General features: G+C 61.7%; 25 protein-coding genes. 14 read left to right on the forward strand and 11 right to left on the reverse strand.

Annotated features, from left to right (window positions below):
• Nucleotides 1–31: 31 nt before the first annotated feature.
• The 5 genes from FIU90_RS05585 to FIU90_RS05605 form a co-directional block, all read right to left on the reverse strand.
• Nucleotides 32–1315, reverse strand: coding sequence for a pilus assembly protein CpaE (locus tag FIU90_RS05585; RefSeq protein ID WP_152433884.1), 1284 nt, complete (start codon nt 1313–1315; stop codon nt 32–34).
• 3 nt (nt 1316–1318) lie between these two features.
• On the reverse strand, nt 1319–1960 hold the full coding sequence (locus tag FIU90_RS05590; RefSeq protein ID WP_152433885.1) for a CpaD family pilus assembly protein: 642 nt from the start codon (nt 1958–1960) through the stop codon (nt 1319–1321).
• Nucleotides 1961–1979: 19 nt separating this feature from the next.
• The gene (locus FIU90_RS05595) at nt 1980–3620 is read right to left on the reverse strand and encodes a type II and III secretion system protein family protein (RefSeq protein WP_152433886.1); all 1641 of its coding nucleotides are present in this window, start codon (nt 3618–3620) and stop codon (nt 1980–1982) included.
• Between the two features lie 80 nt (nt 3621–3700).
• Nucleotides 3701–4807 (reverse strand): Flp pilus assembly protein CpaB, encoded by a 1107-nt coding sequence (gene cpaB, locus FIU90_RS05600; protein WP_152433887.1) that lies wholly within the window; start codon nt 4805–4807, stop codon nt 3701–3703.
• Nucleotides 4808–4895: 88 nt separating this feature from the next.
• On the reverse strand, nt 4896–5378 hold the full coding sequence (locus FIU90_RS05605; RefSeq protein WP_152433888.1) for a prepilin peptidase: 483 nt from the start codon (nt 5376–5378) through the stop codon (nt 4896–4898).
• Between the two features lie 112 nt (nt 5379–5490).
• Here FIU90_RS05605 and FIU90_RS05610 point away from each other — a divergent pair, with 112 nt between their 5' ends.
• From FIU90_RS05610 to FIU90_RS05620, 3 genes are all read left to right on the forward strand, one after another.
• Nucleotides 5491–6468 carry an alpha/beta hydrolase gene (locus tag FIU90_RS05610; protein WP_234029642.1) on the forward strand — a complete coding sequence of 326 codons (978 nt, stop codon included), beginning with the start codon at nt 5491–5493 and terminating at the stop codon, nt 6466–6468.
• 6 nt (nt 6469–6474) lie between these two features.
• Nucleotides 6475–7599, forward strand: coding sequence for an FAD-binding oxidoreductase (locus tag FIU90_RS05615; protein WP_152433890.1), 1125 nt, complete (start codon nt 6475–6477; stop codon nt 7597–7599).
• Between the two features lie 66 nt (nt 7600–7665).
• Nucleotides 7666–7842 (forward strand): YegP family protein, encoded by a 177-nt coding sequence (locus tag FIU90_RS05620; protein ID WP_152433891.1) that lies wholly within the window; start codon nt 7666–7668, stop codon nt 7840–7842.
• A gap of 61 nt (nt 7843–7903) precedes the next feature.
• On the opposite strand, the gene rnhA is transcribed toward FIU90_RS05620, so the two are convergent.
• Genes rnhA through ispH form a run of 3 tightly spaced genes read right to left on the reverse strand, consistent with a single transcriptional unit; the run spans nt 7904 to nt 10332 of the window.
• On the reverse strand, nt 7904–8359 hold the full coding sequence (gene rnhA / locus FIU90_RS05625) for a ribonuclease HI (protein ID WP_152435714.1): 456 nt from the start codon (nt 8357–8359) through the stop codon (nt 7904–7906).
• Between the two features lie 22 nt (nt 8360–8381).
• The gene (gene thrB, locus FIU90_RS05630; RefSeq protein ID WP_152433892.1) at nt 8382–9341 is read right to left on the reverse strand and encodes a homoserine kinase; all 960 of its coding nucleotides are present in this window, start codon (nt 9339–9341) and stop codon (nt 8382–8384) included.
• 16 nt (nt 9342–9357) lie between these two features.
• Nucleotides 9358–10332, reverse strand: coding sequence for a 4-hydroxy-3-methylbut-2-enyl diphosphate reductase (ispH, locus tag FIU90_RS05635; RefSeq protein WP_152433893.1), 975 nt, complete (start codon nt 10330–10332; stop codon nt 9358–9360).
• 104 nt (nt 10333–10436) lie between these two features.
• On the opposite strand from ispH, the gene FIU90_RS05640 reads away from it, so the two are divergent.
• The 9 genes from FIU90_RS05640 (at nt 10437) to tatC (ending at nt 18039) form a co-directional block, all read left to right on the forward strand.
• On the forward strand, nt 10437–11087 hold the full coding sequence (locus FIU90_RS05640; RefSeq protein WP_152433894.1) for a hypothetical protein: 651 nt from the start codon (nt 10437–10439) through the stop codon (nt 11085–11087).
• 160 nt (nt 11088–11247) lie between these two features.
• Complete coding sequence (gene argS / locus FIU90_RS05645) at nt 11248–12996, forward strand: arginine--tRNA ligase (RefSeq protein ID WP_152433895.1); 1749 nt, start codon at nt 11248–11250, stop codon at nt 12994–12996.
• Nucleotides 12997–13048: 52 nt separating this feature from the next.
• Nucleotides 13049–13762: an SPOR domain-containing protein gene (locus tag FIU90_RS05650; RefSeq protein ID WP_152433896.1), complete on the forward strand. Its 714-nt coding sequence runs from the start codon at nt 13049–13051 to the stop codon at nt 13760–13762.
• Nucleotides 13763–13892: 130 nt separating this feature from the next.
• The gene (nagZ, locus tag FIU90_RS05655) at nt 13893–14915 is read left to right on the forward strand and encodes a beta-N-acetylhexosaminidase (RefSeq protein WP_152433897.1); all 1023 of its coding nucleotides are present in this window, start codon (nt 13893–13895) and stop codon (nt 14913–14915) included.
• Between the two features lie 74 nt (nt 14916–14989).
• A complete protein-coding gene (locus tag FIU90_RS05660; protein ID WP_152435715.1) occupies nt 14990–15778 on the forward strand; it encodes a ScpA family protein in 789 nt (262 codons plus the stop codon).
• 8 nt (nt 15779–15786) lie between these two features.
• On the forward strand, nt 15787–16446 hold the full coding sequence (gene scpB, locus FIU90_RS05665; protein WP_152435716.1) for an SMC-Scp complex subunit ScpB: 660 nt from the start codon (nt 15787–15789) through the stop codon (nt 16444–16446).
• A 76-nt stretch (nt 16447–16522) separates the two neighbouring features.
• Nucleotides 16523–16762, forward strand: coding sequence for a twin-arginine translocase TatA/TatE family subunit (locus tag FIU90_RS05670; RefSeq protein ID WP_152433898.1), 240 nt, complete (start codon nt 16523–16525; stop codon nt 16760–16762).
• 32 nt (nt 16763–16794) lie between these two features.
• The gene (tatB, locus tag FIU90_RS05675; protein ID WP_152433899.1) at nt 16795–17208 is read left to right on the forward strand and encodes a Sec-independent protein translocase protein TatB; all 414 of its coding nucleotides are present in this window, start codon (nt 16795–16797) and stop codon (nt 17206–17208) included.
• Between the two features lie 9 nt (nt 17209–17217).
• The gene (tatC, locus tag FIU90_RS05680) at nt 17218–18039 is read left to right on the forward strand and encodes a twin-arginine translocase subunit TatC (RefSeq protein ID WP_152433900.1); all 822 of its coding nucleotides are present in this window, start codon (nt 17218–17220) and stop codon (nt 18037–18039) included.
• Between the two features lie 114 nt (nt 18040–18153).
• Here tatC and FIU90_RS05685 read toward each other — a convergent pair whose 3' ends face one another.
• From FIU90_RS05685 to FIU90_RS05695, 3 genes are all read right to left on the reverse strand, one after another.
• A complete protein-coding gene (locus FIU90_RS05685; protein ID WP_152433901.1) occupies nt 18154–18378 on the reverse strand; it encodes a hypothetical protein in 225 nt (74 codons plus the stop codon).
• Nucleotides 18379–18773: 395 nt separating this feature from the next.
• Complete coding sequence (locus FIU90_RS05690; RefSeq protein ID WP_152433902.1) at nt 18774–20420, reverse strand: amidohydrolase; 1647 nt, start codon at nt 20418–20420, stop codon at nt 18774–18776.
• A gap of 7 nt (nt 20421–20427) precedes the next feature.
• Complete coding sequence (locus tag FIU90_RS05695) at nt 20428–21330, reverse strand: NAD(P)-dependent oxidoreductase (RefSeq protein WP_152433903.1); 903 nt, start codon at nt 21328–21330, stop codon at nt 20428–20430.
• A gap of 86 nt (nt 21331–21416) precedes the next feature.
• Between FIU90_RS05695 and FIU90_RS05700 the strand changes: the two genes are divergently transcribed.
• Nucleotides 21417–22682: a threonine ammonia-lyase gene (locus FIU90_RS05700; protein ID WP_152433904.1), complete on the forward strand. Its 1266-nt coding sequence runs from the start codon at nt 21417–21419 to the stop codon at nt 22680–22682.
• A gap of 224 nt (nt 22683–22906) precedes the next feature.
• Nucleotides 22907–23752: an arginyltransferase gene (locus FIU90_RS05705; RefSeq protein ID WP_152433905.1), complete on the forward strand. Its 846-nt coding sequence runs from the start codon at nt 22907–22909 to the stop codon at nt 23750–23752.
• Nucleotide 23753 lies beyond the last annotated feature (1 nt).

Here is a 23753-nt window from a genome sequence, read left to right on the forward strand (position 1 = left end):
GAGGTTCCCCGCGAAGAGGGGGAAGAGCGGCTTATTCAGCCGCCTGTTCCTCTTCGACCTTTTCCTTCTTCGTCAGCAGCGACTTGAGATCGAAACCGCCAAGCAGCGACTTCTTCTCTTCGGTGATTGACGACAGATCTTCTTCGCTCGCACCCATGATGCGCTCGCCGATCTGACGGATCACCTGGCTGGCCTTGCTCGAACGGCTTGCTTCCACAAACACCTGGCCGAGCTTGGCTGCGTTCGATGCGGCCTTTGCGTCGTAAGGGACGACAAAGTCGATCTTGCGCTCGATCGAGGATTCGAAATCGGCCTTGCTGATTTCGGCGACGCCCGACTGGACCTTGTTCGCGACGATCATCGGATGAGCGTGCGCGGCGTTGGTCTTGAGCCACGAGAGAATGCGGATCGTGTCTCGCGCGGATGCCAGCGTGAGTTCGCAGGTGAGGACCACCAGGTTCACGTCCGCCAGCACGTGCGGGAAGTTGATCAGCATGTTGCGCGGCATGTCGATGACGGTCATCTCGAACGCCTGGCGGAACTCCTCCTCCAGCTGCACGAAGGCCGAACCATCGGTCATCAGCGGCTGGCTGATGGGCGCCTCTGCCGAGAGGATCGAAAGCTTTTCATTGGCGCGCGTCATTGCGCGTTCGATGAACAGGCCGTCGATGCGGCTCGGGTTGTCGATAGCGTCGGTCAGACCGCGACCCGGCTCAAGATCCAGCGCGAGAGCGCCCGTGCCGAAATGGATGTCGAGGTCGAGCAGCGCGGTCGGTGCGTCGTGCTCGCTGCTGAAAAGGTAGGCCAGCGAAGTTGCCAGCGTCGATGCGCCAACCCCTCCGCGAGTGCCGACCACGGCAGTCGAGATATGGCGCTTCACTGCGTCGCCGTCACCTGCCTTGGGCGAGGTGAAGACTGCGAGCGCCTGGTTGAGCGAGTCGTGCAGCTGCTGCGCGTTCAGCGGCTTGAGCAGATAGTCGTGAATGCCGCTAGCGATCAGATCGCGATAAAGACGCACATCGTTGACCTGGCCGATGGCGATAACCACCGTCCCCGGTTCGCAGACTTCTGCCAGAGCATTGATGTCATTCAGCGGATCGCCGCTTTCCGACAGGTCGACGACGAGGATCGCAGGAGACGCGCTGACCGAAAGCGACTGGATGGCGTTGCGAAGGCCGCCCTTGTTGCACTTTTCCGGCTGCCAGCCCATTTCGATAACGACCGGACGCAGAACGTCGAGGGCCGCATCGTCGCAGATATAGGCTGCAAACGCGTCACGATTGCCGGGCAGGCCCGATTTCCATGGAGCGTTCATTGTTCAGTCTCCCTGTTGGGCACTCTGAAGGCCGCCTGCGCCGGTAGGCTCAGCTTCCCTGTAAGTGTCGATTGCTTTGGTTCCGGTTGCGATGACGGTTTCGCCGGTGCCCTTCTGCCCTTCGAGAAGGTCTTCGGGATTGGCGACCATCGCGGCGAGGTTGCCGTTGGTGGCGCAGCCGTAACCCGGGCTGCTGGCGTTGTTGTAGTTCATGTCCGAGCGAGCGGCCCAATCCGGGCAGCCCGGTACCGAAGCGGTCGAACGGGTGATCACCACGCGGGCCTGGCCCGGCTGGAGGTAACCCGCTGTCGTCGGTGCAACGCTGCTGACGATGATACCGTAGCGACCCGCCAGGTCTTTCACCGCATTGGCGACGGCCGGGCTATTGGTCGGATCTTCGACAGTAACGCGGTCGCCATAGCGAAGGTCCATCGCTTCGAACCAGCCGACGAGGCGCGATTGCTCACCCACCGGTAGCCCCGTTGCGTCGGTGTTGACGTCGAACGTGAAGTTCGTGCGCTCAACCACCGGCTGCTTGGTGCTGTAAAGCGAGGTGTTGGTCGGCATCCCTCCGCAGCCTGCTGTTACCAGGCCGATCGAGAGTGCGAGCGCTCCCGCGAGTTTGCTTTTGCTAAGCTTGGGCATCGTTCTCACCTTTCTCGAATTAGAGGCTGAAGCCAGGAGCCGCTGCGTCTGCCGAACGGTCCTTCTTCTTGCGGTTCTTCTTGTCAGCGCGGCGCGGATCCTTCGCCTGCTTGTTCGGTGCGATGGCACCCGGATCGGCGTTGCTGATGTCGGGATTGGGAGCATTGTCTCCGCCAGCGGCGGTCGGACCGGGGCGGGTCGCGCCCGTTTCACCGGCATGCTGCTGGTAGCCAAGGAACTGCTCGAGCTCGGTGGCCGAACGGAAACCATCGGTCGGGAGCTTGATGTCCTTCGCATTGACAGGCTTCACGAGATAAGGCGTGACGACGATCACCAGTTCGGTCTCCCCGCGACGGAAATCGCGGCTGCGGAACAGGTTGCCGAGGATCGGCACATCGCCGAGACCCGGAGCCTTGTCGATTGCGTTCTGCGAGTTCGCGCTCATCAGGCCGGCGATCATGAAGCTCTGACCCGAACCAAGCTCGACGGTCGTTTCGGTGCGGCGAATGGTCAGCGCCGGAACCTGAAAACCGTTGAGCGTGACTGCACCCTGGCTCGAAAGCTCGGACACTTCGGGGCGAACCCGCAGCGAAATCCGGCCATTCGCAAGAACAGTTGGAGTGTAGGCGAGGCTGACGCCGAAATCGCGGTATTCGATCGCGACGTTGCCCAGACCCTGGCTCACCGGGATCGGGAATTCACCGCCGGCCAAGAAGGTAGCGGTTTCGCCCGAAAGGGCGGTCAAATTGGGCTGCGAAAGCGTTGTGATGAGGCCGAGACGCTCGGACAGGTCGAGTGCGCCAAGCACATCGAGACCGAACAGGCGCCCAAGACCGGCCAGTGTCGTGCCGCCGTTCGAGTCGACACCGGGGCCTTCGATGACCTCGGTGGCGATCGAGCCGTCGGCGTTGACGACAAAGTTGCCATTGGCGTCGAGGCGCGGGACGATTAGCCCCGGGTTCTGGACGCCGTTGCCGACAGCCAGAGGACCGTCGAGACGGAAATCGCCATTGCCAAGGGCACGTCCGGTGCCGACTGCGCCGCGGAAACCGCCGGTCGAGAAGTCGTAAGTCGACAGGTTGCCGCCGATCTGGCGCACGAGGCTACGGCTCACTTCGGCAAACTTCACCTGCAGGTTGACCTGCAGCGGTGTCGCCGTTTTGAGACGGGTGATAACGTTTGCATCCTCACCGAGGAACGCCTGCACCAGACGCTGTGCTTCTGCGGCGTCTTCGGGTGCTTCGACTGTACCTGTCAGGAGCACGGTGCCCGTGCCCATCGTGGCGACGTTCACGTTGGCTTCCGGCATGGCGAGGGCCAGCATCTGATCGACGCTGCCGATATTGTTGCCGACGCGGATATTGGCCGCGAAGATCACGTCGCCGCGAGCATTGCTGGCGTAGATCGTGGTCTCGCCGCCAGCCTTGCCGAAGACATAGAGCTGGCGCTGCGACTTCACCTGGACGTCGGCGACGTTTTCATTGGCGACGAAGACGTCCGCCATCGAACCCGGCACGGTGACCAGTTCGCCCTTGCCGATTGAAAGGACGATGTCCTGCGACGGCTTGACGACTTGCTGTGCGGTGGCGGTATTCGCCGGAACCGCTGCGATCGGTGCTGCAGCGATAGATGCCAGCAGCAGTTTGGCAGTAAGTTTCATTTTCCGGCCCCCCTCGGGTTTCCCTGATTGCGCGGATTGAGCGGATTCGTGACTTTGTGTGCGGGTCATTGTTCGTCCCCTCAGCGCACGATCAGCGAGCTGGTGGACGACACGGTGCGACCGGCATTGCCAACATTCTGGCCCTGCTGGCGCAGCATCGCGTCAGCCGCAGCACCCTGGCCACCGACCGGCACTTCGGAAGTCGCCTTGCCGCGGGTCACGCGGACGGTCGGACCACGGTATACCGGCGCGCCGTTGACGGTGCCCGGAATACCCGGAGCAGGTGCCGTGCGGGTTTCACGCGGATTGGCGTCGGTCGGCGGAATGCTCTTGCGCTGGAAGCGCGAGACATCGCCACCGGTGGAGTAGGTCGTGCCCTTGTCGATCGGACGAGCCATTGCAGCCTTGAGCAGGCGTTCCTCTTCCTCGGGCGAAGCGCCGTCCGGGATGCGGACGTCACCCGATGCGATAGCGCGTTCGAGTTCGACCTGGTTGTCGGCAATCGAGCGAAGCACGAGGCTGAGCGTGCCGACAGTCTGAGCGACTGCGACCTTCTCTGCGATCTTCGGCGTCACTTCGAGCGTAACGGTACGGAAGGTCTTGACGACAGTCTTGCCTTCTTCGGTTTCCTGGGTCTCGGTCGACTGGTCGGTGGCGAGCACGCGCAGGTTGCGCAGCACGGTTTCGGCGGCCTTGAGCGGGCGGCCGTCGCCTTCGACAGTCTGGGTAAGGACGAGGTCTACTCGGTCGCCCGGGAAGACAAAGCCTGCAACACCGGTGCGATCAGAAACAGGTACGGTTACCGCGCGCATGCCCGGGCCAAGAGCCGCAGCGAGAAAGCCGCGGTCGCCGGGGCTGACGAGAGCACCCTGCGTTACAGGTTCGCCTGCAGTCACCGGAAAGCGCACAACAGTACCAAGCAGCTGGTTCACGTCGGATTCGCCGTCGAGGAAGTAAGCGTCGCGTACGAGCTCTTCCGGCCACGGCTGGTAACCCAGCGCATCGGCGGTGATGATCGTGCCAGCGGGCAGCGCGCGCTGTGCAACCAGTACCTTCGGGCCATCCTGCGCCGGTGCCGCGATGGCCTCCGGTGCGTTGCCCTCTGCGAACATGCTCCGTGCAGCAAATGCAGTACCGATCGCGATGATCAGTGCACCAAGCAGCAGAACCAGCTTCTTCCTATCCATGGCTAATCTAGCCCCCTCGTTTCGGCCCTAATTGGTTAGCGGGCGGGTATGGTTGCTTCGTGTACGTCCGAATTGGTTAAGATGAGGTTCACGCCACACCGCCGGCTTGCGGCAGGTAGTTGAAGGCGAGAACCCACAGGCCGCCGAATGCGATTGCGACTCCGTATGGAATGGCGAGGCGCTCTTTCTGTCGGCGAAGGAAATGCCAGGCGCCCATCACTACCGTGAGCACGCCGCCGGCCAGTGCCATCACGATGCAAAGCTGCAGGAACGAGTACGGCTCGATCCACAGGGCCAGCGCGGTCAGCAGCTTGACGTCGCCGCCGCCCATCAGGCCGGCTGCGAACATCGCTGCGAGAATGGCGAACGCAAGAATCGCGACGCCGAACTGGATCGCAACATCGGGCCACAGCGCAAGGCCGCTCGACCACCAGAAGACCGGTGCGGCAATCGCGATGGCCAGGTTCAGCTTGTTGCTGATCTGGCGGCTTCGAATATCGGTGAAGGCCGCAAAGAGCAGCGCAATTGCCAAGGCAATGAGCAAGCCGTAGTGAACGTAGGTCGTAAGCATGTGGCCCCCAAAGGTCGCCTGCCGGACTACCCGTCAGGTCCTTGTTAAGGCTGGTGCTACAGGTGAGTGCTTACCAAAAAGTAACCATGACTTGAGGGATGAAAAAAGACTCGTGAGCCAAGCCTTATCTGCTGAAGCCCCGGCGATAGACCGCCGTGCGATCCCGCCCGCCGCCAGGGAGAGCCAGTGGGTGGCAGCAGACGGGCACACCTTGCGCAGGATCGACTGGCCGGGCGATGAGGCGCACCCGCGCGGCTCGATCCTGTTCCTTCCCGGACGCGGAGACAATTACGAAAAGTATCTCGAAAGTCTTGAACAATGGCACCGTGCGGGGTGGCGCGTCACTGCTGCCGACTGGCGCGGGCAGGCGGGTAGCGGACGGCTCGGCAGCGACGATGTGACCGGCCATATCGAAGACTTCGGCATATGGATCGAAGACCTCGCCGAGCTTTGGCAGGACTGGAAGGCGAGCACTCCCGGTCCGCATGTCCTCGGCGCGCATTCGATGGGCGGGCATGTTGTGATGAGGGCGCTTGTCGAGAAAAAGGTCGATCCCGATGCGGTGTTCCTGAGCGCGCCGATGCTGGGCATGGCGGGCCCTCCTCTACCGCTTTCGATCCTGCATTCGGTTGCGATGATGATGACCAAAGTTGGCGATCCCAAGCGGCAGGCCTGGAAGTGGAGCGAGAAGCCGGGCGAGCTTCCGATTGGTCGCAAGACGCTGCTGACCCACGATCCGGTGCGCTATGAGGACGAGCAATGGTGGCGTGACCATCGCCCGGAACTGGTGATGGGTCCGGCGAGCTGGCGCTGGGTTGAGCGTGCCTACGCCTCGTGGAAAGTGCTTGAGAGCGCCGGCGCATTGGAGAGTGTCCATACTCCGGTCCTCATTCTCTCGACTTCCGCCGACAAGCTTGTGAGCCACGCGGCAAACGTTCGGGCTGCCGAGCGTCTGCCTAATGGCAAGCTCGTCGAATTCGGCGATGAAACCGCGCATGAGATTCTGCGCGAGGTCGACGAAGTGCGTGACAAGGCCATGCAGGCGATTGCGGACTTTCTCGATGAGCATGCTCCCGCCGACAACGCCTGAGACACTATGGCTGACCGCATCCACGACTTCGCCGTAATCGGTGCCGGAATGGCAGGCGCAAGCATTGCCGCCGAACTGGCCCCGCACGCGACCGTGATCGTGCTCGAAGCCGAGGATACGCCCGGATACCATTCGACGGGGCGTTCGGCCGCGTTTTGGGAGGAGTGCTACGGCGGGCCGGGTGTCGTGCCTCTAACGCTCGCCTCGGGTACCTATCTTCGCGAGCACGGTTTTCTCAGCCCTCGCGGCGCGCTTTATGTCGGGCGCTCCGCTGACAAAGGGAGGATGGACGGTTTCATCGAAACATTCGATGGCACCGGCGTCACCATCGAGCGGCTCGGTCGCGAGGGGCTCGCCGAGCGCGTTCCCTGCATTAGGGAGGAATGGTGCGATGCGATCTGGGAGCCCGCCTGTGCCGACATAGACGTTGCAGGGTTGCACCAGCATTACCTGAAAGCGCTACGCCAGCGCGGGGCAAAGCTCGTGTGTCGGGCGCGCGTGGCGCGGCTGGAGCGGGACGCTGGCGTTTGGCAGGTTACGACCGAAGCGGGGCAAACCTATTGTGCCATGAATGTCGTAAACGCAGCAGGCGCCTGGGCGGACACGATGGCGCAGCTTGCGGGTGCGCGACCGCTCGGCATCGATCCCAAGCGCCGCACCGTGGTCCAGCTGCGCGTCGCGCCGGAGGCGGCCGCCGACCAGCCGCTCGTCCTGGACATCAATGGCGCGTTCTATTTCAAGCCCGACAGCGGACGCCTCTGGCTCAGCCCGCATGACGAGATCCCGACCGAGCCGTGCGATGCCGCGCCGGAAGAGATCGACGTTGCCACCGTTATCGACCGCTTCCAGAAAGTAACGACGTGGGAAATCGAAGCGGTAGAACGCCGTTGGGCAGGGCTCAGGAGCTTCGCGCCCGATCGCCTGCCGGTTTACGGTGCCGATCCCGAAGTCGATGGCTTCTGGTGGTTCGCAGGACAGGGCGGCTTCGGGATTCAGACCGCGCCCGCCGCCGCGAGACTGGGTTCGCAGGTGATGCTTGGTAGCGCCGCGGACCATCTCACCGATCCCATCGATCCGCGTGTCTATTCACCTGCGCGGTTCCACAATGCCGTCATGCACTTGGACGGCTAGCCAAGCGCGATTCATTCTGTAATGTGGCGCGCGAGTTAATCCTAAGAACGAGAGGGACTGCGACCAATGGCTCACAAGTTTGAAATCTATAAAGACAAGTCCGGCGAATATCGTGTGCGCTTCAGCTACAACAGCGAGGTGATGTTCTCGACGCAGGGCTATTCGAGCAAGTCCTCCGCGCAGAATGCAATCGATTCGATCAAGAAAAACGGGCCGGGCGCACCGGTCGAAGACAACAGCTAAAATCAATCTGCCGCAAAGCGGCCGACAAGCGGGCGTGCTCCGGAAGGGGCGCGCCCGTTTGCTATTCGGCGGCGGTTTCTTCTCGAGCGACGCGGTCCGCTTCGTCACTTGCCAGCTGGTCCACACGTTCGTTTTCGGGATGACCGTTGTGGCCCTTCACCCAGTGCCACTCGATATCGTGACGCCCCGCGACATCGATAAGCTCATGCCAAAGCTCGGCATTGCGAACGGGCTTCTTGCTGGCGGTGATCCAGCCCTTGCGCTTCCAGCCGTCGACCCACTTGGTGATGCCGTCTATCACGTATTTGCTGTCGGAATAGACATCGACCTTGCAGGGCTCGATCAAGGCGGAGAGCCCCTTGATTACAGCGGTCATTTCCATCCGGTTATTGGTCGTGTCCGCCTCGCCGCCCGAAAGCTCTTTCTCGTGCTGGCCCATGCGCAGCAGCGCGGCCCAGCCGCCAGGGCCCGGATTGCCCTTGCACGCACCGTCGGTGAAAATCTCTACCTTTTTCATCGGACGTCTCATGGACTTGGCCTTAGCGCGTGGCAAAGGCCTTTTCGCCCAATTCATCGTAAATGTGCCATCGTAGGGCGAATTCCATCGGATCCTTGCGTGTTACGAGGGCATCCTCGGGGGTATCGAGCCAGTCTTCCGCGCGGCTGGCGACGAAGCGCAAGGCGGCACCCTTGGCGATTTCCGGCAGCAATTCGCGCTCGATCGGCTTGAGCTGCCTGACTTTTTCATAGCCTTCAACCATCGCGGTTCCGAGATCGGCCCGATATTCGTTGCGCTCGTCGAAGCACCACGCCGCATGGGTGGTGGCCAGGTCGAGCGCCATTGCCCCTGTGCAGGCGAAGTAGAAGTCGATGAGGCCCGTCACCTCGTCCCCCAGCATCAGCACGTTGTCCGGGAACAGGTCGGCATGGATTTGCGCCTGCGGGAGCGAAGCGAGGTCCAGTGCTGCCGCTTCGCGCGCAGGCGCGAGCATGGCAGGAAGGTCCGGGTGGATCGATGCAAGCCCTGCTTTACCGCATTGCTCCAGCACAGCGACATTGTCGGCAAAGCCCATCGTGTTGGCGCGCGTGAGCGCGAAATCGCGGCTCGACAGGTGCATGTTCGCCAGCACTTCGCCCACCGCGCGCGCCTGTGCCGGTGTTGGATGGGCTGGCGATACGCCCGGAAGGAATTCGATCAGCGCGACCGCCTTGCCATGTTCCATTCGGTAGGCCGCGCCATGGCGGTCATGGATCGTTCGCGGGACCGGGCATCCCTTGGCAGAGAGGTGGTCGAGCAGGCCGAGGAAATAGGGAAGGTCGGTGAGCTCGATCCGCCGCTCGTACATCGTCAGAATGTAACGACCGGAAGTCGTCTCGATCAGCCAGTTGGAGTTGGAGACTCCCTCCGCAATACCCTTTGCTGAGGTGAGGTCGCCGACATCGTAATGCGCGATCAGCGTCGCCAGCTCTTCTGCGCCGAGATGAGTGTAAACCGCCATTCGCCCCGGCGCGCGGCTATTCGGTCAGCTGGCGCGGCAGCTTGAAGACCATCTTCTCTTCGGCTGCGGTGATCGTGGTCTCGTGAACCTCGCGCAGTGTGCCGAGTGTGTCGACGACCTCGCGTACCAGCACTTCGGGGGCCGATGCGCCTGCGGTAAGGCCAAGCGTCTCCACGCCCTCGAGCCATGCCGGGTCGATTTCGGAGGCGCGCTGGATCAGCTTGGCAGGTGTGCCGAGCCGTTCGGACACTTCGACCAGCCGCAAGGAATTCGAAGAATTGGATGCACCGATCACCAGAACAAGGTCGCATGCAGGCGCGAGGTCCTTCACCGCCGTCTGGCGGTTCGAGGTCGCGTAGCAAATGTCCTCTGCCTTGGGTCCGTGAATGTTGGGGTAGCGCCATTCGAGCGCGGCAATCACTTCCGCCGTGTCGTCGACCGAGAGTGTCGTCTGGGTGAGATAGGCAAGCTCTTCGTCGCTGTCGAAGGGGAGCTTGTCGACATCTTCGACATTCTCGACCAGCGTCATCTGACCGTGCTCGACCTGGCCCATCGTGCCGATCACTTCGGGATGGCCTTCATGACCGATAAAGATGATGTGGCGGTTCTTTTCGATTTGTCGTTCGGCCTGTCGGTGTACCTTCGAGACCAGCGGGCAGGTCGCATCGACATAGAGAAGCTTGCGCCGCTGTGCCTCTGCCGGAACCGATTTGGGCACGCCGTGCGCGCTGAAAACGACCGGCGCATCGTCTGGCACCTCGTCCAATTCCTCGACAAAGATCGCGCCCTTCGCCTTCAGGCCTTCGACGACGTATTTGTTGTGGACGATTTCGTGGCGCACATAGACCGGTGCTCCGTAGCGCTCGAGCGCCTTTTCAACGATTTCGATCGCGCGGTCGACACCTGCGCAAAAGCCGCGAGGGGCCGCGATCAACAGGTTGAGCGGTTGCTGCTCGCTTGTGGCATTGGACGTGGGAAAGGGGGCGTTCATGCGTGACCCTCTAGCGCTTTGCGACGCGCACCGCTAGGGCGAGTGCAACAGCCGCGCATTGAGGTCGCGGCATAGTGGATCGATAGACCAAGGACGTCATTTTCATGTTGTTTCGCACCCGTGTTCTTCCTGCTGCCCTGATCGCTGCCGGCCTTACAGGATGCTCCAGCGAAGGCGAACTGGTGGTGAACCAGGGCGTCGGCATTACATCGGTTCTATCCAGCTGCCCATCGGTCGGAATCCCGGACTACACAGGGGATGTGACCGTTTTCCGGACCGGCGGCGACCGTTCGCTGGGCAACATCGACTTTACCGCCTCCATGACGAACCTGCGTTCGACCTGCAACGAAGGCGGCGACAAGATTTACAGCGAGGCTACTTTCGATGTGCACGCCCGGCGTGCAGATGTTCGCGGCGCGCGCACAGTGACGCTGCCCTATTTCGTCACCGTCCTTCGCGGCGGAAGCGCAGTTGTTTCAAAGCGTGTGGGCCAGGTGACCCTGAATTTCGCAGACGGTCAGGAGCGCGCGAGCGCTTCGGCCAAGGCCGGTTCCTTCGTAGATTCCGCTGCGGCGACACTCCCGGCCGACATTCGCGAGAAGATTACCCGTCGTCGACGAGCCGGCGATGTGGACGCCGCGCTCGATCCTCTGGCCGATCCCGAGGTCAAGGCCGCAATCCAGCGCACGAGCTTCGAGATGCTTGTCGGCTTCCAGCTGACCGAGGATCAGCTTGCGTATAACGCCACACGTTGATCGGTTCGCACCCCGTCCGGGGTGCGAAATCCTCGCTCACGCGGCCTGACGGCCGCATCGCTGCGGACGGCCAGTCGGCCTTGTGACGCCGTTGGCGTCGTTTGGCTTTCGATATTCGGCCTTTGTCCGCCCCTCCTTTTCCGCTAACCGCGCCCGTGAAATGAAACCCAATCAAACCCTTTACGCCGCCTATGCGGCTATCGTTGAAAATGTGCTCGAGCAGCTTCGCAGCGAAGGCGTACTGCCTGCCGATGCAAGCTTCGCCAGCGTGGCGGTCGAGCCGCCGCGAGATCCCTCGCATGGCGACCTTGCGACCAACGCCGCGATGGTGCTTGCCAAGCAGGCAAAAACCAATCCGCGTGCGCTGGCCGAACAGATCGTCGCCAAGCTCGAAGCCGAAGACAGCATCACCAGCGCAGAAATCGCCGGTCCTGGCTTTATCAACCTCAGGCTCAAGCCCGACGCGTGGCTTGGCGAACTCGCAGCAATCGCAAATCTCGGCGATGAATACGGGCGTTCGAGCATGGGCGCAGGTCGAACCGTCAATGTCGAATATGTCTCGGCCAATCCGACCGGCCCTATGCATATGGGCCATTGCCGCGGCGCGGTGGTGGGGGATGCGCTGTCGAGCCTGCTCGAATTTGCCGGCCACAAGGTCGTGCGCGAATACTATATCAACGACGCCGGCGGGCAGGTCGATACGCTCGCCCGGTCGGCGCACCTGAGATATCGCGAAGCACTGGGCGAGGATATCGGCGAGATTCCCGAAGGCTATTATCCGGGCGAATACCTCAAGCCTATCGGCGAATATCTGGCGAAGGAGCTGGGGGACAAGCACAAGGATACGCCGGAAGAGGAGTGGCTGCCTTACTTCCGCGCAGAAGCGGTCGAGAAGATGATGAATCTCATCAAGTCGGACCTCGCTCTGCTCGGCATCCATCACGACGTGTTCGCCTCCGAGGCCGCGCTCCATGCGGCAGGCAAGCCCGACGAGGCCGAGAAATGGCTGCGCGATCACGACCTTGTCTATGACGGCGTGCTCGAAGCGCCCAAAGGCAAGGCTCCTCCCGAAGACTGGGAGCCGGTCGAACTGCCGCTGTTCCGCTCGACCAGGTTCGGAGACGACCAGGATCGCCCAATCAAGAAATCGGACGGCAAATGGACCTATTTCGGCGCGGACCTCGCCTACCACATGCAAAAAGCGGAAGGTGCGGACGAACTGATCGACATCTGGGGCGCGGATCACGCGGGCACGGTCAAGCGGATCAAGGCCGCCGTCGCTGCCCTGTCGGAAGGGAAGGGCAAGCCGGTCCCCTTCGACGTGAAGCTGGTGCAAATGGTGCAGCTGATGCGCGGCGGCGAACCGGTGAAGATGTCGAAGCGTTCGGGCAATTTCATCACCATCGCCGACATGATCGAGGAAGTCGGCAAGGACGTGGTGCGCTTCACCATGCTGACCCGCAAGCCCGAAGCGCAGATGGAATTTGATTTTGCCAAGGTGGTCGAGGCATCGAAGGACAATCCCGTCTTCTACGTCCAGTATGCCCACGCCCGCATCCGTTCGACCTTGCGCAAAGCCGCCGATGCCGGAATTGCGCCGTCCCACGATAATCTCTCGCGGCTCGGCGAAGAGGAAATCGCGCTTATCCGTATGGCCGCGCAATTCCCGCGCATCATCGAAGCTGCCGCAAAGGCGCGCGAGCCGCACCGGATCGCCTTCTATCTCTATGATCTGGCAGCCGAACTTCACGCATTCTGGAACCTGGGTAACGATAGGCCAGAAAAGCGGTTCATCGTGGAACAGGACAAGGCTTTGTCCGAGGCACGGCTTTTCCTCGCGGACGCGATCGGGCAGGTTATCCGCAATGGCCTTGCCGTACTCGGCGTGGAAGCCGTTGAAAGTATGTGACGGTTAGCTAACATCGCCGTGAGCGGGCCGAGGGGAAAAGGGAAATCTGACCGTGGTAGTCGAAGCTGAATTCGAAGAAGTCGGGGAAAACGGCGGCAGCGATGCCGAGAGCGAGCTCGACCTGTCTTCCGATGACAGCCTCCCCTGGCTCGAAGCAGACGAGGAAGACGAGGGTGCTGGCGGTGTGGACACCGCTCAGATCGTAGGCTTTGGCGTGGTGCTCCTGGCGCTGGCGCTCGGTATCATCGGCGCAATCTACCTCATCACCAATCGGACGGGCGATCCGGAGCTGGTCGCCGATGGCAGTACGATCGAGGCTCCCGAAGGCCCGATCAAGGAGCGGCCCGTGGATCCGGGCGGCAAAGAGTTCGCCGGTACCGGCAATGTTGCACCGGCGGTGGGTGAAGGGCAGACGCGCGAAGGCCAAATCGGCGACGATGAGGGCGCTTCAGGTGCAAACCTCGCTGCTGCCGAGGCTGCCGCGGGTGAAGCTCCTGCATCGAGCGAACCCAAGCCGACACCTGTGGCGAGCGGAGGTGCCTACGTTCAGCTCGCAGCATACGGCACGCGCTCACGGGCCGAGCAAGGCTGGCGCGACCTTTCGCGGCAGACCTCGGCGCTTTCTGGGCGGAGCCACCGCGTGGTCGAAGCGCAAGTGGGTGGTGCGACCGTCTATCGCCTGCAGGTCATCCAGCCTGACCGGGCTACCGCGACCGAACTTTGCAACGCAATCAAGGCTGACGGACTCGATTGCGCGGTCAAATAGAGTGTACAAGCAACCTGCCGCCATCCCGCAAGCTGTCGGGACACAATCTGTCGTGGGTGGACCGCGTTTTCCCCCACTATAGGTGGTTAGCGCGCTTGCCTGACAAGAGCGCTCCTGCGAATTTAGCCGCATGATTCCGGCGATTTTCGGATGCAGCGGCCCAAAACTGACGGCCGATGAGCGCGCTTTCTTCCGCGAGGCGGATCCGGCAGGCTACATCCTGTTCGGCCGGAACTGCGAGAATCCCGAACAATTGCGCGCTTTGACCGATGATCTGCGCTCGATCCACGGGCGCGATCGGCTGCTCGTGTCGATCGACCAGGAGGGCGGTCGGGTTGCCCGCCTTCGTCCGCCACATTGGTCGCCCTATCCGGCAGGCGAAGCATTCGATCTCTTGTACAGGGTGGCTCCTGCAAGCGCGATCGAGGCGGCGCGGGCCAATGCGCACGCAATGGCGCTCGAACTGTCGGCAATGGGCATAACCGTCGATTACCATCCGCCCTTGGACGTGCGCCAGGAAGGCGCGCACGATGTCATCGGGGACCGCTCGCTCGGGAGCGATCCGATGCAGGTGGCAGCGATCGGACGCGCAATTATCGAAGGTCTGGCCTCTGGCGGGGTTGCTGGCTGCATCAAGCACATGCCCGGCCATGGCCGCACCACCACCGACACGCACAAGGAAATGCCTACCGTCCAAGCGAGCGCCGAGGAGCTTGAAAGCGATCTTGCACCCTTTCGCGCCCTTAACAACGCGCCGATAGGAATGACCGGGCACCTCCTCTTTCCCGTCTGGGATGCGGATAATCCCGCAACCCTTTCCGAAACGATCATCGGCGATGTCATTCGCGGCGAAATCGGCTTCGACGGGCTGCTCCTTACCGATGATATCGACATGGAGGCGCTTGAGGGCACCATCCCGGAGCGTTCGGTCCGCGCCCACGAAGCGGGGTGCGACATCATCCTCAATTGCTGGGCGAAGATGGATGACATGCAAGGTATATGCGAGGTCCTCCCTTCGATGTCCGGCGAGACGGGAGAGCGTCTCGACCGCGCACTGTCGGACACTCGGGTGGCTCCGGCGATGGCGGAAGAACAGGCCGAACTGCTTGCCAAGCGCGATGCATTGCTCGCAATTGCAGGGGAGGCTGTATGACGACGACCGGCCCATCCGACGATGGCTTCATGCTTTCCGGCGATGCGTCAGGGTCCGGAGAGCCGACCGCAGATATGCCTGAAATCTGGCCCGAAGACGAAATTGCAAAGCAGGGCGCGAAGACCGGCGAGGAAGCCCTCTATCTGGAGCTGGACGGCTGGGAGGGGCCGCTCGATCTGCTGCTCGACCTAGCTAGGCGGCAAAAGGTCGACTTGAGGCAGATCTCGATCCTCGCGCTGGTCGACCAGTATCTTTCCTATATCGAGCGAGCGCAGGATTTGCGGCTCGAACTCGCCGCCGATTATCTCGTGATGGCGGCCTGGCTTGCCTATCTCAAATCCGCCATGCTGCTTCCAAAGGAAGAGCAGGAAGATCCAAGCCCCGAAGAGCTCGCGCTACGCCTGCAAATCAGGCTCCAGCGCCTAGGCGCGATGCGCGAGGCCGCGGCGCGGCTGATGGCGCGCGACCGGATCGGGCGCGACATCTTCCTGCGCGGAGCGCCCGAAGGGTTGCGGATCGACCGCAAGACGATGTGGAAGTCAGACGCCTACTCGCTGATCCAGGCATACGGGCAGGTCAAGGCACGCACCGCCCCGCGCATCTATCACGTCTCTAACCGTCCCGTCATGACGCTGGACAGCGCGCTCGATCGTGTCTCGGCGATGCTCGGCGTGACGCTCGACTGGATGGAAATCCGCGACTTTCTGCCCGCCCATGCCGAGCCCGAATTGCGCAAATCGGCGCTTGCATCGAGCTTTGTCGCGGCGCTTGAGCTCGCGCGGCTCGGCAAGGCAGAAATCGAGCAGGAAGAAGCTTATGCGCCGCTGAGAATCAGGCGCTTGAAAGAAGGGGCGAAGCAATGAGCGAAGACATGGTCGATGAGAGCGTGCCGAGCGACGATGTTTCCCCGGAGCGCTCTTCGGCGGGGGTCGAGCGTGCGCTTGAGGCGACCTTGTTCGCCTCAGAGGAGCCGATGAGCGTCGATCAACTCGCCAAACACCTCGGCGGGATCGAAAATTCCGCCGTGCGAGACGGATTGCGGGCGCTGGCGGTGCAGTACGACAAACGCGGAGTGAACCTCGTCGAACGTGGGAAGCGGTGGCATTTCGAAACCGCGCCCGACCTTGCTCACCTTCTCCGACGAGAGCGCGAACAGGTTCGCCGTCTCAGCCGCGCCGCTACCGAAGTTCTGGCGATTATCGCTTATCACGAACCGGTGAGCCGCGCCGAAATCGAATCGATCCGCGGGGTGCAAACAAGCGGAGGCACCCTCGATGTCTTGATGGAGGCGGGCTGGGTGAAGATGGCGGGACGCCGTGAAGTGCCCGGCCGCCCGGTGATTTACGCCACCACGCCCGAATTTCTCGACCATTTCGGCCTCTCATCGCGCCGGGACTTGCCGGGCATGGATGAATTGCGCGCGGCAGGCTTGCTCGATCCGGTGGACGACGCTTTCGAAGAGGCGATGGAAGCTGCCGGCCAGCCTGAAGAGGCTTGCGAGGCGGAAGCCGACGACGACAGCGAAGAGTGACCGGCTACAGTCGCGACTGGCATAGCCGCGCAATCGGCCCTATATTGGTCGCAGACTTCAATTAGAGAGAATTCGCATGGGCGGTATCGGCATCTGGCAAATCCTCATCGTGGCGGTAGTCGTCCTGATCCTGTTCGGGCGTGGCCGGATTTCGGAGATGATGGGCGATTTCGGCAAGGGAATTTCGAGCTTCAAAAAGGGGATGAGCGAGGAAGAGGCTGAAAAGCCTGCCTCCAAGGCCCAGATCGAAGCGCCTGCAAAGGACCCTTCCGCGACCGAAAGCAAGACGAGCGAAACTTCCGATTCGTCCAGCTGATCCTCGCGCCATGTCCGCCTGAAGGCACCTGAATGTTCGATATCGGCGCTGCTGAACTGCTTGTCATCGTTATCGTCGCGATCATCGTGATCGGGCCGAAGGAAATGCCGCGCGCGATGCGCACCGCCGGCCGCTGGATCGGGCAGGTTCGCCGCGTCTCCGCGCATTTCCGCACCGGGATCGATGCGATGGTGCGCGAGGCCGAGCTTGAGGACATGGAAAAGAAATGGAAGGCGCAGAATGAGGAAATCATGCGCCGCTCCGCCGCCAATGCGGAGGCCGATAAGGGCGAGCCGGTGATGACCGGGCCGCCACCGGTTGAGGGGGATAGCGGTCCCGATCCCATGGCGGACGACCCCGTTCCCGAAGGGCCGCCGCAGCCCAAGAAGGCCGACGATGCCGCTCCTGAATTGCCCCTGGCTCCGCTCGAAAAGCCGAAGGAGTAGGCGCAGGCAATGGCATTCGAGATCAAGGATATCGATGAGACGCGGGCTCCTCTGCTCGATCATCTGGTTGAATTGCGTACGCGGCTGGTGCGCTGTGTCATCGCGCTCGCGATCGCTTTCGTGGCCTGCTTTTACTTTGCAGATGACATTTTCGGCTTTCTCGTGTTGCCGCTCACCGATGCCTTTCCGGAGGGGCAGGGAAAGCTGATTTACACACAGCTCTATGAGGCGTTTTTCGTCGAGTTGAAGGTGGCGCTGTTTGCAGCGTTTTTCGTCAGCTTTCCAATCATAGCCAACCAGTTGTGGGCGTTTGTCGCGCCGGGGCTCTATGCGCGGGAGAAGAAGGCATTTCTGCCATTCCTGCTGATGACGCCGGTGCTGTTCATCAGCGGTGCGGCGCTGGCCTATTATGTCGTGATGCCGACTGCGTTCAGATGGTTTCTCGGCTTCGAGGGACAGGTCGGCGGGCTCGATATCGAGGCGCTGCCGGGGACGGGTAACTATTTGAGCCTCGTCATGCAGTTTATCCTCGCCTTCGGCATCACATTCCTGCTGCCAGTGTTACTGATGCTGCTACACCGCGCGGGGATCGTTACGCGCGCGCAGCTCGCAGGGGCGCGGCGCTATGTGATCGTCGGGGTGGTCGCGCTTGCTGCGATCGTGACGCCGCCCGATCCGGGTTCGCAGATCATACTCGCGCTTCCGCTGCTTCTGCTGTTCGAAGGCTCGCTGATACTAATGCGTTTGCAGGAACGTTCGGTCCAGAAGTCGTCCAAGCCGGACGATGCAACCGCCCCCTCGGACGCCGAGCCGGCCACCAAAGATAGTTAAGCAATTTGCTTAAATGGGGTCGAGCTGGGCGGGACCAGAGAGCGATCTTCGCGGTGCCCGGACAAAAAAAGGGGCCCCGAAAGGAGCCCCTTCTGAAATCTCGGTTAGACCGCCTTACGGGCTGGTCGGAAGATCTTCGCCATTGTCGTCAGCAGCGACGATGATACCGGCGATGATTGCGGCAGCTGCGAGGATCGCGATGAGAATACCGCTCCCGCCTTCGAGTTCGCTTTCGCCTTCCACCGGAGCGGTCGAACGGTCGAATGCGGCTTCTGCGATAGCAGGCGATGCAGCGAGAGAAACTGCAGCAGTAGCCAGTGCGACATTACGGAATTTCATCGAATCGTCTCCTATTGAGCTCTATCATTAATCTTATTCGATTGCGGAGTAGCCCAGCGAGCAAAGTGTGACAACCCCTAATTTGTATCGCTTCGTCGCGAAAATCGTGTCGAGAACGATTGTTATTCAACGCGTTATGCAGGGCGCCGCGAACGGATGCGATTCCAGAATGCGCCAACGGGGCATTCAATTGTTCGCAGTTGCACAATTACAACTACTTTCTGCACGCATCGTCAGCGAATCATTCAACGTTTGCAGCGGCATATCCAGGAAGCGTTTTGGCTTTCGCGCATTACGCCTTCGTGAAACATGGCGTAGTTTCGGCCCTCCTGGCTGTCATTACGTAGTGTCAGGTAGTTGAGGCCGTATAACTTCGTCGCTTGAGGAATTTGTCATCAGCGCATGCGCTTGCCGCCGACCCATACCTGGAGCACCCGCGTTTCTCGGATCTCACTCGGAGAAGCGAGCATAGGGTCGCGATCGACCAGGATGAAGTCGGCTCGCTCGCCGGGCACCAGCCGTCCGAAGTGTCCGTCGGCAAAGCCCGCAAAGGCGGCGTCGGCGGTGAAGGCTTTGAGCGCCGCTTCGCGGCTCACGGTCTCATCCGGCATCCATCCCCCGAAAGGCTGACCGTCCGCGTCAGTTCGGCTGATCGCTACGGCGAGGCCCGCGAATGCGTCTGCCGGTTCGACGGGAGCATCGGAACCGAAGGCCAGCTTTCCGCCCACTTGGAGAACGCTACGCCACGCATAGGCACCGTCCAGACGGTCGGGTCCGAGCCGAGATTCTGCCATCAATCGATCCGAAGTCTGGTGCAACGGCTGCATCGAGGCGATCACGCCGTGTTGGCCGAATTTCGCGAGATCGGCGGGGTCGACGATTTGCGCATGCTCGATGCGCCAGCGGCGGTCACCTTGATAGGTTTCGGACAACTCCTCGATAGCGCGCAGCACGTCGGAATTGGCGGCGTCGCCTATCGCATGGGTCGCGACCTGGAAATTGTCCATCGCCGCTCGACTCATGATGTTTCGCAACTGCGCAGGTGTGAGCAGCGGCAACCCGGTGGTCTGCGGCTCATCCTCGTAAGGTTTCTTGAGAGTTGCTCCACGCGATCCCAGTGCACCGTCGAGATAGAGCTTTATTCCGCCCATGCGCAGCTTGTCGTCGTAAAGCCACGGGGTAGGACCCGGTCCTGCGATCAGGTCCATCGTGTCGGCATCGGTCGCATAGGACATGATGCGGATGTTGAGCCGTCCCGCATCGCCTGCCCGCCGGAATGTTTGCCAATCCTCGATGCTCGTTCCCATGTCGGCGACAGCAGTGATGCCGTTTTCGAGCAGAATCTCCTGCGCCTTGATCAGCGCGGCGTCGCGATCTTCGGGGCGAGGGGCGGGTACGACTGCATTGACCAGCGCCTCGGCCGCATCGACGAAGACACCCGCAGGTTCGCGGCTTCCGGCCTTGCGGATTATGCGGCCGCCCGAAGGATCGGAATTCGCGGCCGTGACCCCTGCAACCTGCATTGCGAGCGAATTGGCCCAGCTTGCATGTCCATCGACACGGCTCAGCCAAACCGGTCGATCGGCAACGACCGAATCCAGTTCCTCCGCCGTCGGGAATCGACCGAGGCCCCACTTTTCCTGGTTCCAGCCGCGACCGAGAATCCACGGACGTCCCGGATTCTCGTCGGCAAAGGCCTTTATCTTTGCGAGCGCTTCTTCGAGCGAATTGGTATCGGACAGGTCGAGCAGCAGCGCGCCGAAACCGATACCCATGACGTGGACATGTGCATCGATCATGCCGGGCAGCATCACGCGGCCCTCGCCATCGATCCCGTACTCCACCTTCGGACGGCGCTCGCCGCGCTCGAGTATCTGCACGACCTTGCCATCGTCATCGAAGACGAGACCGGTGAAGCGGACCACTTCGCCCTCTTCATTGACGGTGATGCCGTCGACATTGTCGACCAGTGTGTCGGCCAGCGCCGGGGACGAGGCAAAGGCGGCAAGTGCCGCCGCGGCGAGAATTGCAGTGCGGATCATGGATTTCCTATTCGGGTTTGCTTTTGGGCAGACGGGTGATGAGCGCGCTCGTGTCGCGCCTGCCGCCGCCTGCGGCTTGAACGTCGGCGTAGAACTGGTCGACCAAGGCTGTGATCGGCGAGGACAGACCAAGGCGCTTGGCTTCATCGAGCGCATAGCCCAGATCTTTGCGCATCCAGTCGATCGCGAAGCCGAAGTCGAACTCGTCCTTGGTCATGGTCTTCCAGCGGTTGTCCATCTGCCAGCTTTGCGCCGCGCCGCCGGAAATCGCTTCATATGTCCTGTCGAGATCAAGCCCGGCGGCCTCGGCCAGCCGGATCGCTTCGGATAGGCCGCCAAGCACGCCCGCGATGCACATCTGGTTCGCCATCTTGGCGGTCTGCCCTGCGCCCGATGGGCCGACATGGACGATCGCCTTCGAATAGCAGTCCATCACGGGGCGGGCGCGCTCGACCGCCTCTTCGGAGCCGCCGCACATCACGGCGAGCTGACCGTTAACCGCTCCCGCCTCGCCGCCGCTAACCGGAGCATCGACCGCCTCGATCCCGCGCCTTGCCGCCTCGCCGGCGAGACGTCGCGCCATATTTGCAGAAACGGTTGTGTGGTCGACCAACAGCGCGCCCGCTTTCATCGTCGCGAGGACGCCGAATTCGCCGAGAGTGACTTCGGCGAGATCCTCGTCATTGCCGACGCAGACGAACACTATGTCGGCCTCGGCAGCAGCTTTCGCGGGAGTATCGGCAAAGGAAATTTCGAGATTCTCCTCTGTCCATATCGCCTGCCATTTGCGTGCGCGCTCCTGCGAGCGATTGTAAGCCATGACCCTGTGCCCGGCCCGTGCGAGGTGGCCGGTCATCGGACCGCCCATCACACCGAGCCCGATGAAAGCAATATTGTGCGACGCTGTCATAACGCGAGTGCCTAATGCCCTTTCACCGACTTGCCAACGGATAGGAATTGCCCTCGGCTCCCGGAGGCCGTAACCCGCAAAGCACCATGACCGCACAGCCCGCATCCACCGCGCCCCGGGGCGCGCCTGTCGCCAGCCTCGAAGAGCTGACCCTCGACACCGTGCACGAGGCCGCCGCCCGCATAGAAGGCGCGGTGGTCAAGACGCCCATGATGCATTCGAAGACGTTGTCCGAGATTACCGGCGCCGAGATCTGGCTGAAGTTCGAGAACCTCCAGTTCACCGCCGCCTATAAGGAACGCGGCGCGCTCAACGCGTTGCTTCAGCTGACCGACGAGCAGCGAACGCGCGGTGTTATTGCGGCTTCGGCGGGCAACCATTCGCAAGGCCTCTCCTACCACGGCACCCGTCTTGGAGTGCCGGTCACAATCGTGATGCCGCGTACTACGCCGACGGTGAAGGTGATGCAGACCGAGAGCGTTGGCGGGAACGTCGTGCTCGAAGGCGAAACGTTTGACGATGCATACGCCTATGCGTGCACGCTCGAACAGGAGCGCGGTCTTACTTTCGTCCACCCGTTCGACGATCCGCAGATTGCGTCGGGGCAGGGCACGGTGGCGCTCGAGATGCTCGACGTCGTTCCCGATCTCGATTGCATGGTCACCCCGATCGGAGGGGGCGGACTGATTTCCGGCATGGCGACGGTCGCCAAGGCGCTCAATCCCGATATCGAAATGGTCGGGGTGCAGGCTGCGCTGTTCCCGAGCATGTTCGCCAAGATAAAGGGCGAGGAGCGCGATTGCGGAGGGGATACCCTCGCAGAAGGAATCGCGGTCAAGAAGCCGGGCGAGTTCACCAGCAAGGTCATCGCCGAGCGGGTCGACGATATCCTGCTGGTCGATGAACCCTCGCTGGAGAAAGCGGTGTCTCTTCTTCTCCAGATCGAGAAAACCGTGGTCGAGGGTGCTGGCGCTGCGGGTCTTGCCGCAGTGCTGAGCAACCCTGAGCGCTTCGCGGGCAAGAAGATCGGCCTGGTCCTGTGCGGCGGCAATATCGATACGCGCCTGCTTGCCAATGTCCTTCTACGCGATCTCGCCCGCCAGGGGCGTCTCGCGCGGCTGCGGATCACGTTGCAGGACCGTCCCGGCGCATTGTTCCGCGTGATGCGCCTGTTTGACGAGCACAACGTCAACATCATAGAGATTTACCACCAGAGGATTTTCACCTCCCTGCCGGCCAAAGGGCTCATCACCGACATCGAATGCGAAGCGCGCGATGCCGAGCAGGTGGAGAGGCTCGTGGCAGCATTGAGAGCGAAAAACTACAAAGTGCAGATGGTCGAGCTCAATTAGCTGATCGCGTAAAAACACGTGGTATCAGCGATTTACTCGCGTATGCCGGAGTGTCCCGTTTTGCGCCGTTGTGGAGCCGTCTCCCTCGCGCACCTGTGCAAACTAAGAATTTATTCATGCTGTTTCATGGTTAAGGGTCTTTTACCGCGGAACCTGAAAAGGCATAACAAGGTCTTAACAGGCGCGCAGCCGATTCCCGCAGCCAAAAGGACACTGCCAGACCCGTGACGGCCCCGATCCGCTTCCCCCGCTTTTTCGTGACGAGCCCTGCGCCGTGCCCGTATCTTCCCGGGCGCCAGGAACGCAAGGTCTTCACCGAACTCAAGGGAGCACATGCGGACCAGCTGAACGAGGCATTGGGCCGGATCGGATTCCGCCGCAGCCAGACCGTCGCCTATCGCCCGAGCTGCCTTGATTGCCAGGCTTGCGTATCGGTTCGTGTCGTGGCCCGTGAGTTCAAGGCGTCGAGCACGCAGAAGCGCGACCTTAAGCGCAACCGCGATCTGATCGCCACCGAATGCCGGCCTTGGGCGACCGATGAGCAGTTCGCTCTACTTGCCAAGTATCTCGCCGTGCGCCATCCCGATGGCGGCATGTCGCAAATGGACGAGCTCGATTATGCCGACATGATCGAACACACGCCGGTCACCAGCACGGTGATCGAATATCGCGAACCAACTGCGGATGGCGAACCGGGGCGGCTCGTCGGAGCCTGTCTGACCGATCGCCAGGGCGATGGCCTGTCGATGATTTATTCGTTCTACGATCCCGATCACGAAAACCGTGCCGGGCTCGGCAACTACATCATTCTCGACCACATCCAGCGCGCGGCAGAATCCGGGGTGCCCTATGTCTATCTCGGCTATTGGGTCGAGGGCAGCCCGCGCATGCAATACAAGGTCCGCTATCGCCCACTTGAAAAGCTTACCCGCGATGGGTGGCGGCGGATGGATTCGGGCGAACAGAGCAAACTGATCGCCGAAGCGACAGCTCCGCGTGGCGAAAAGACTGGAACGATTGGCGCAGCAAGGGGTAAAGACGGGCAACCGGTAAAATTCCCTGCGAGCTGAT

This window comes from Erythrobacter sp. THAF29 (genome assembly GCF_009363635.1).
Lineage (GTDB): Bacteria > Pseudomonadota > Alphaproteobacteria > Sphingomonadales > Sphingomonadaceae > Erythrobacter.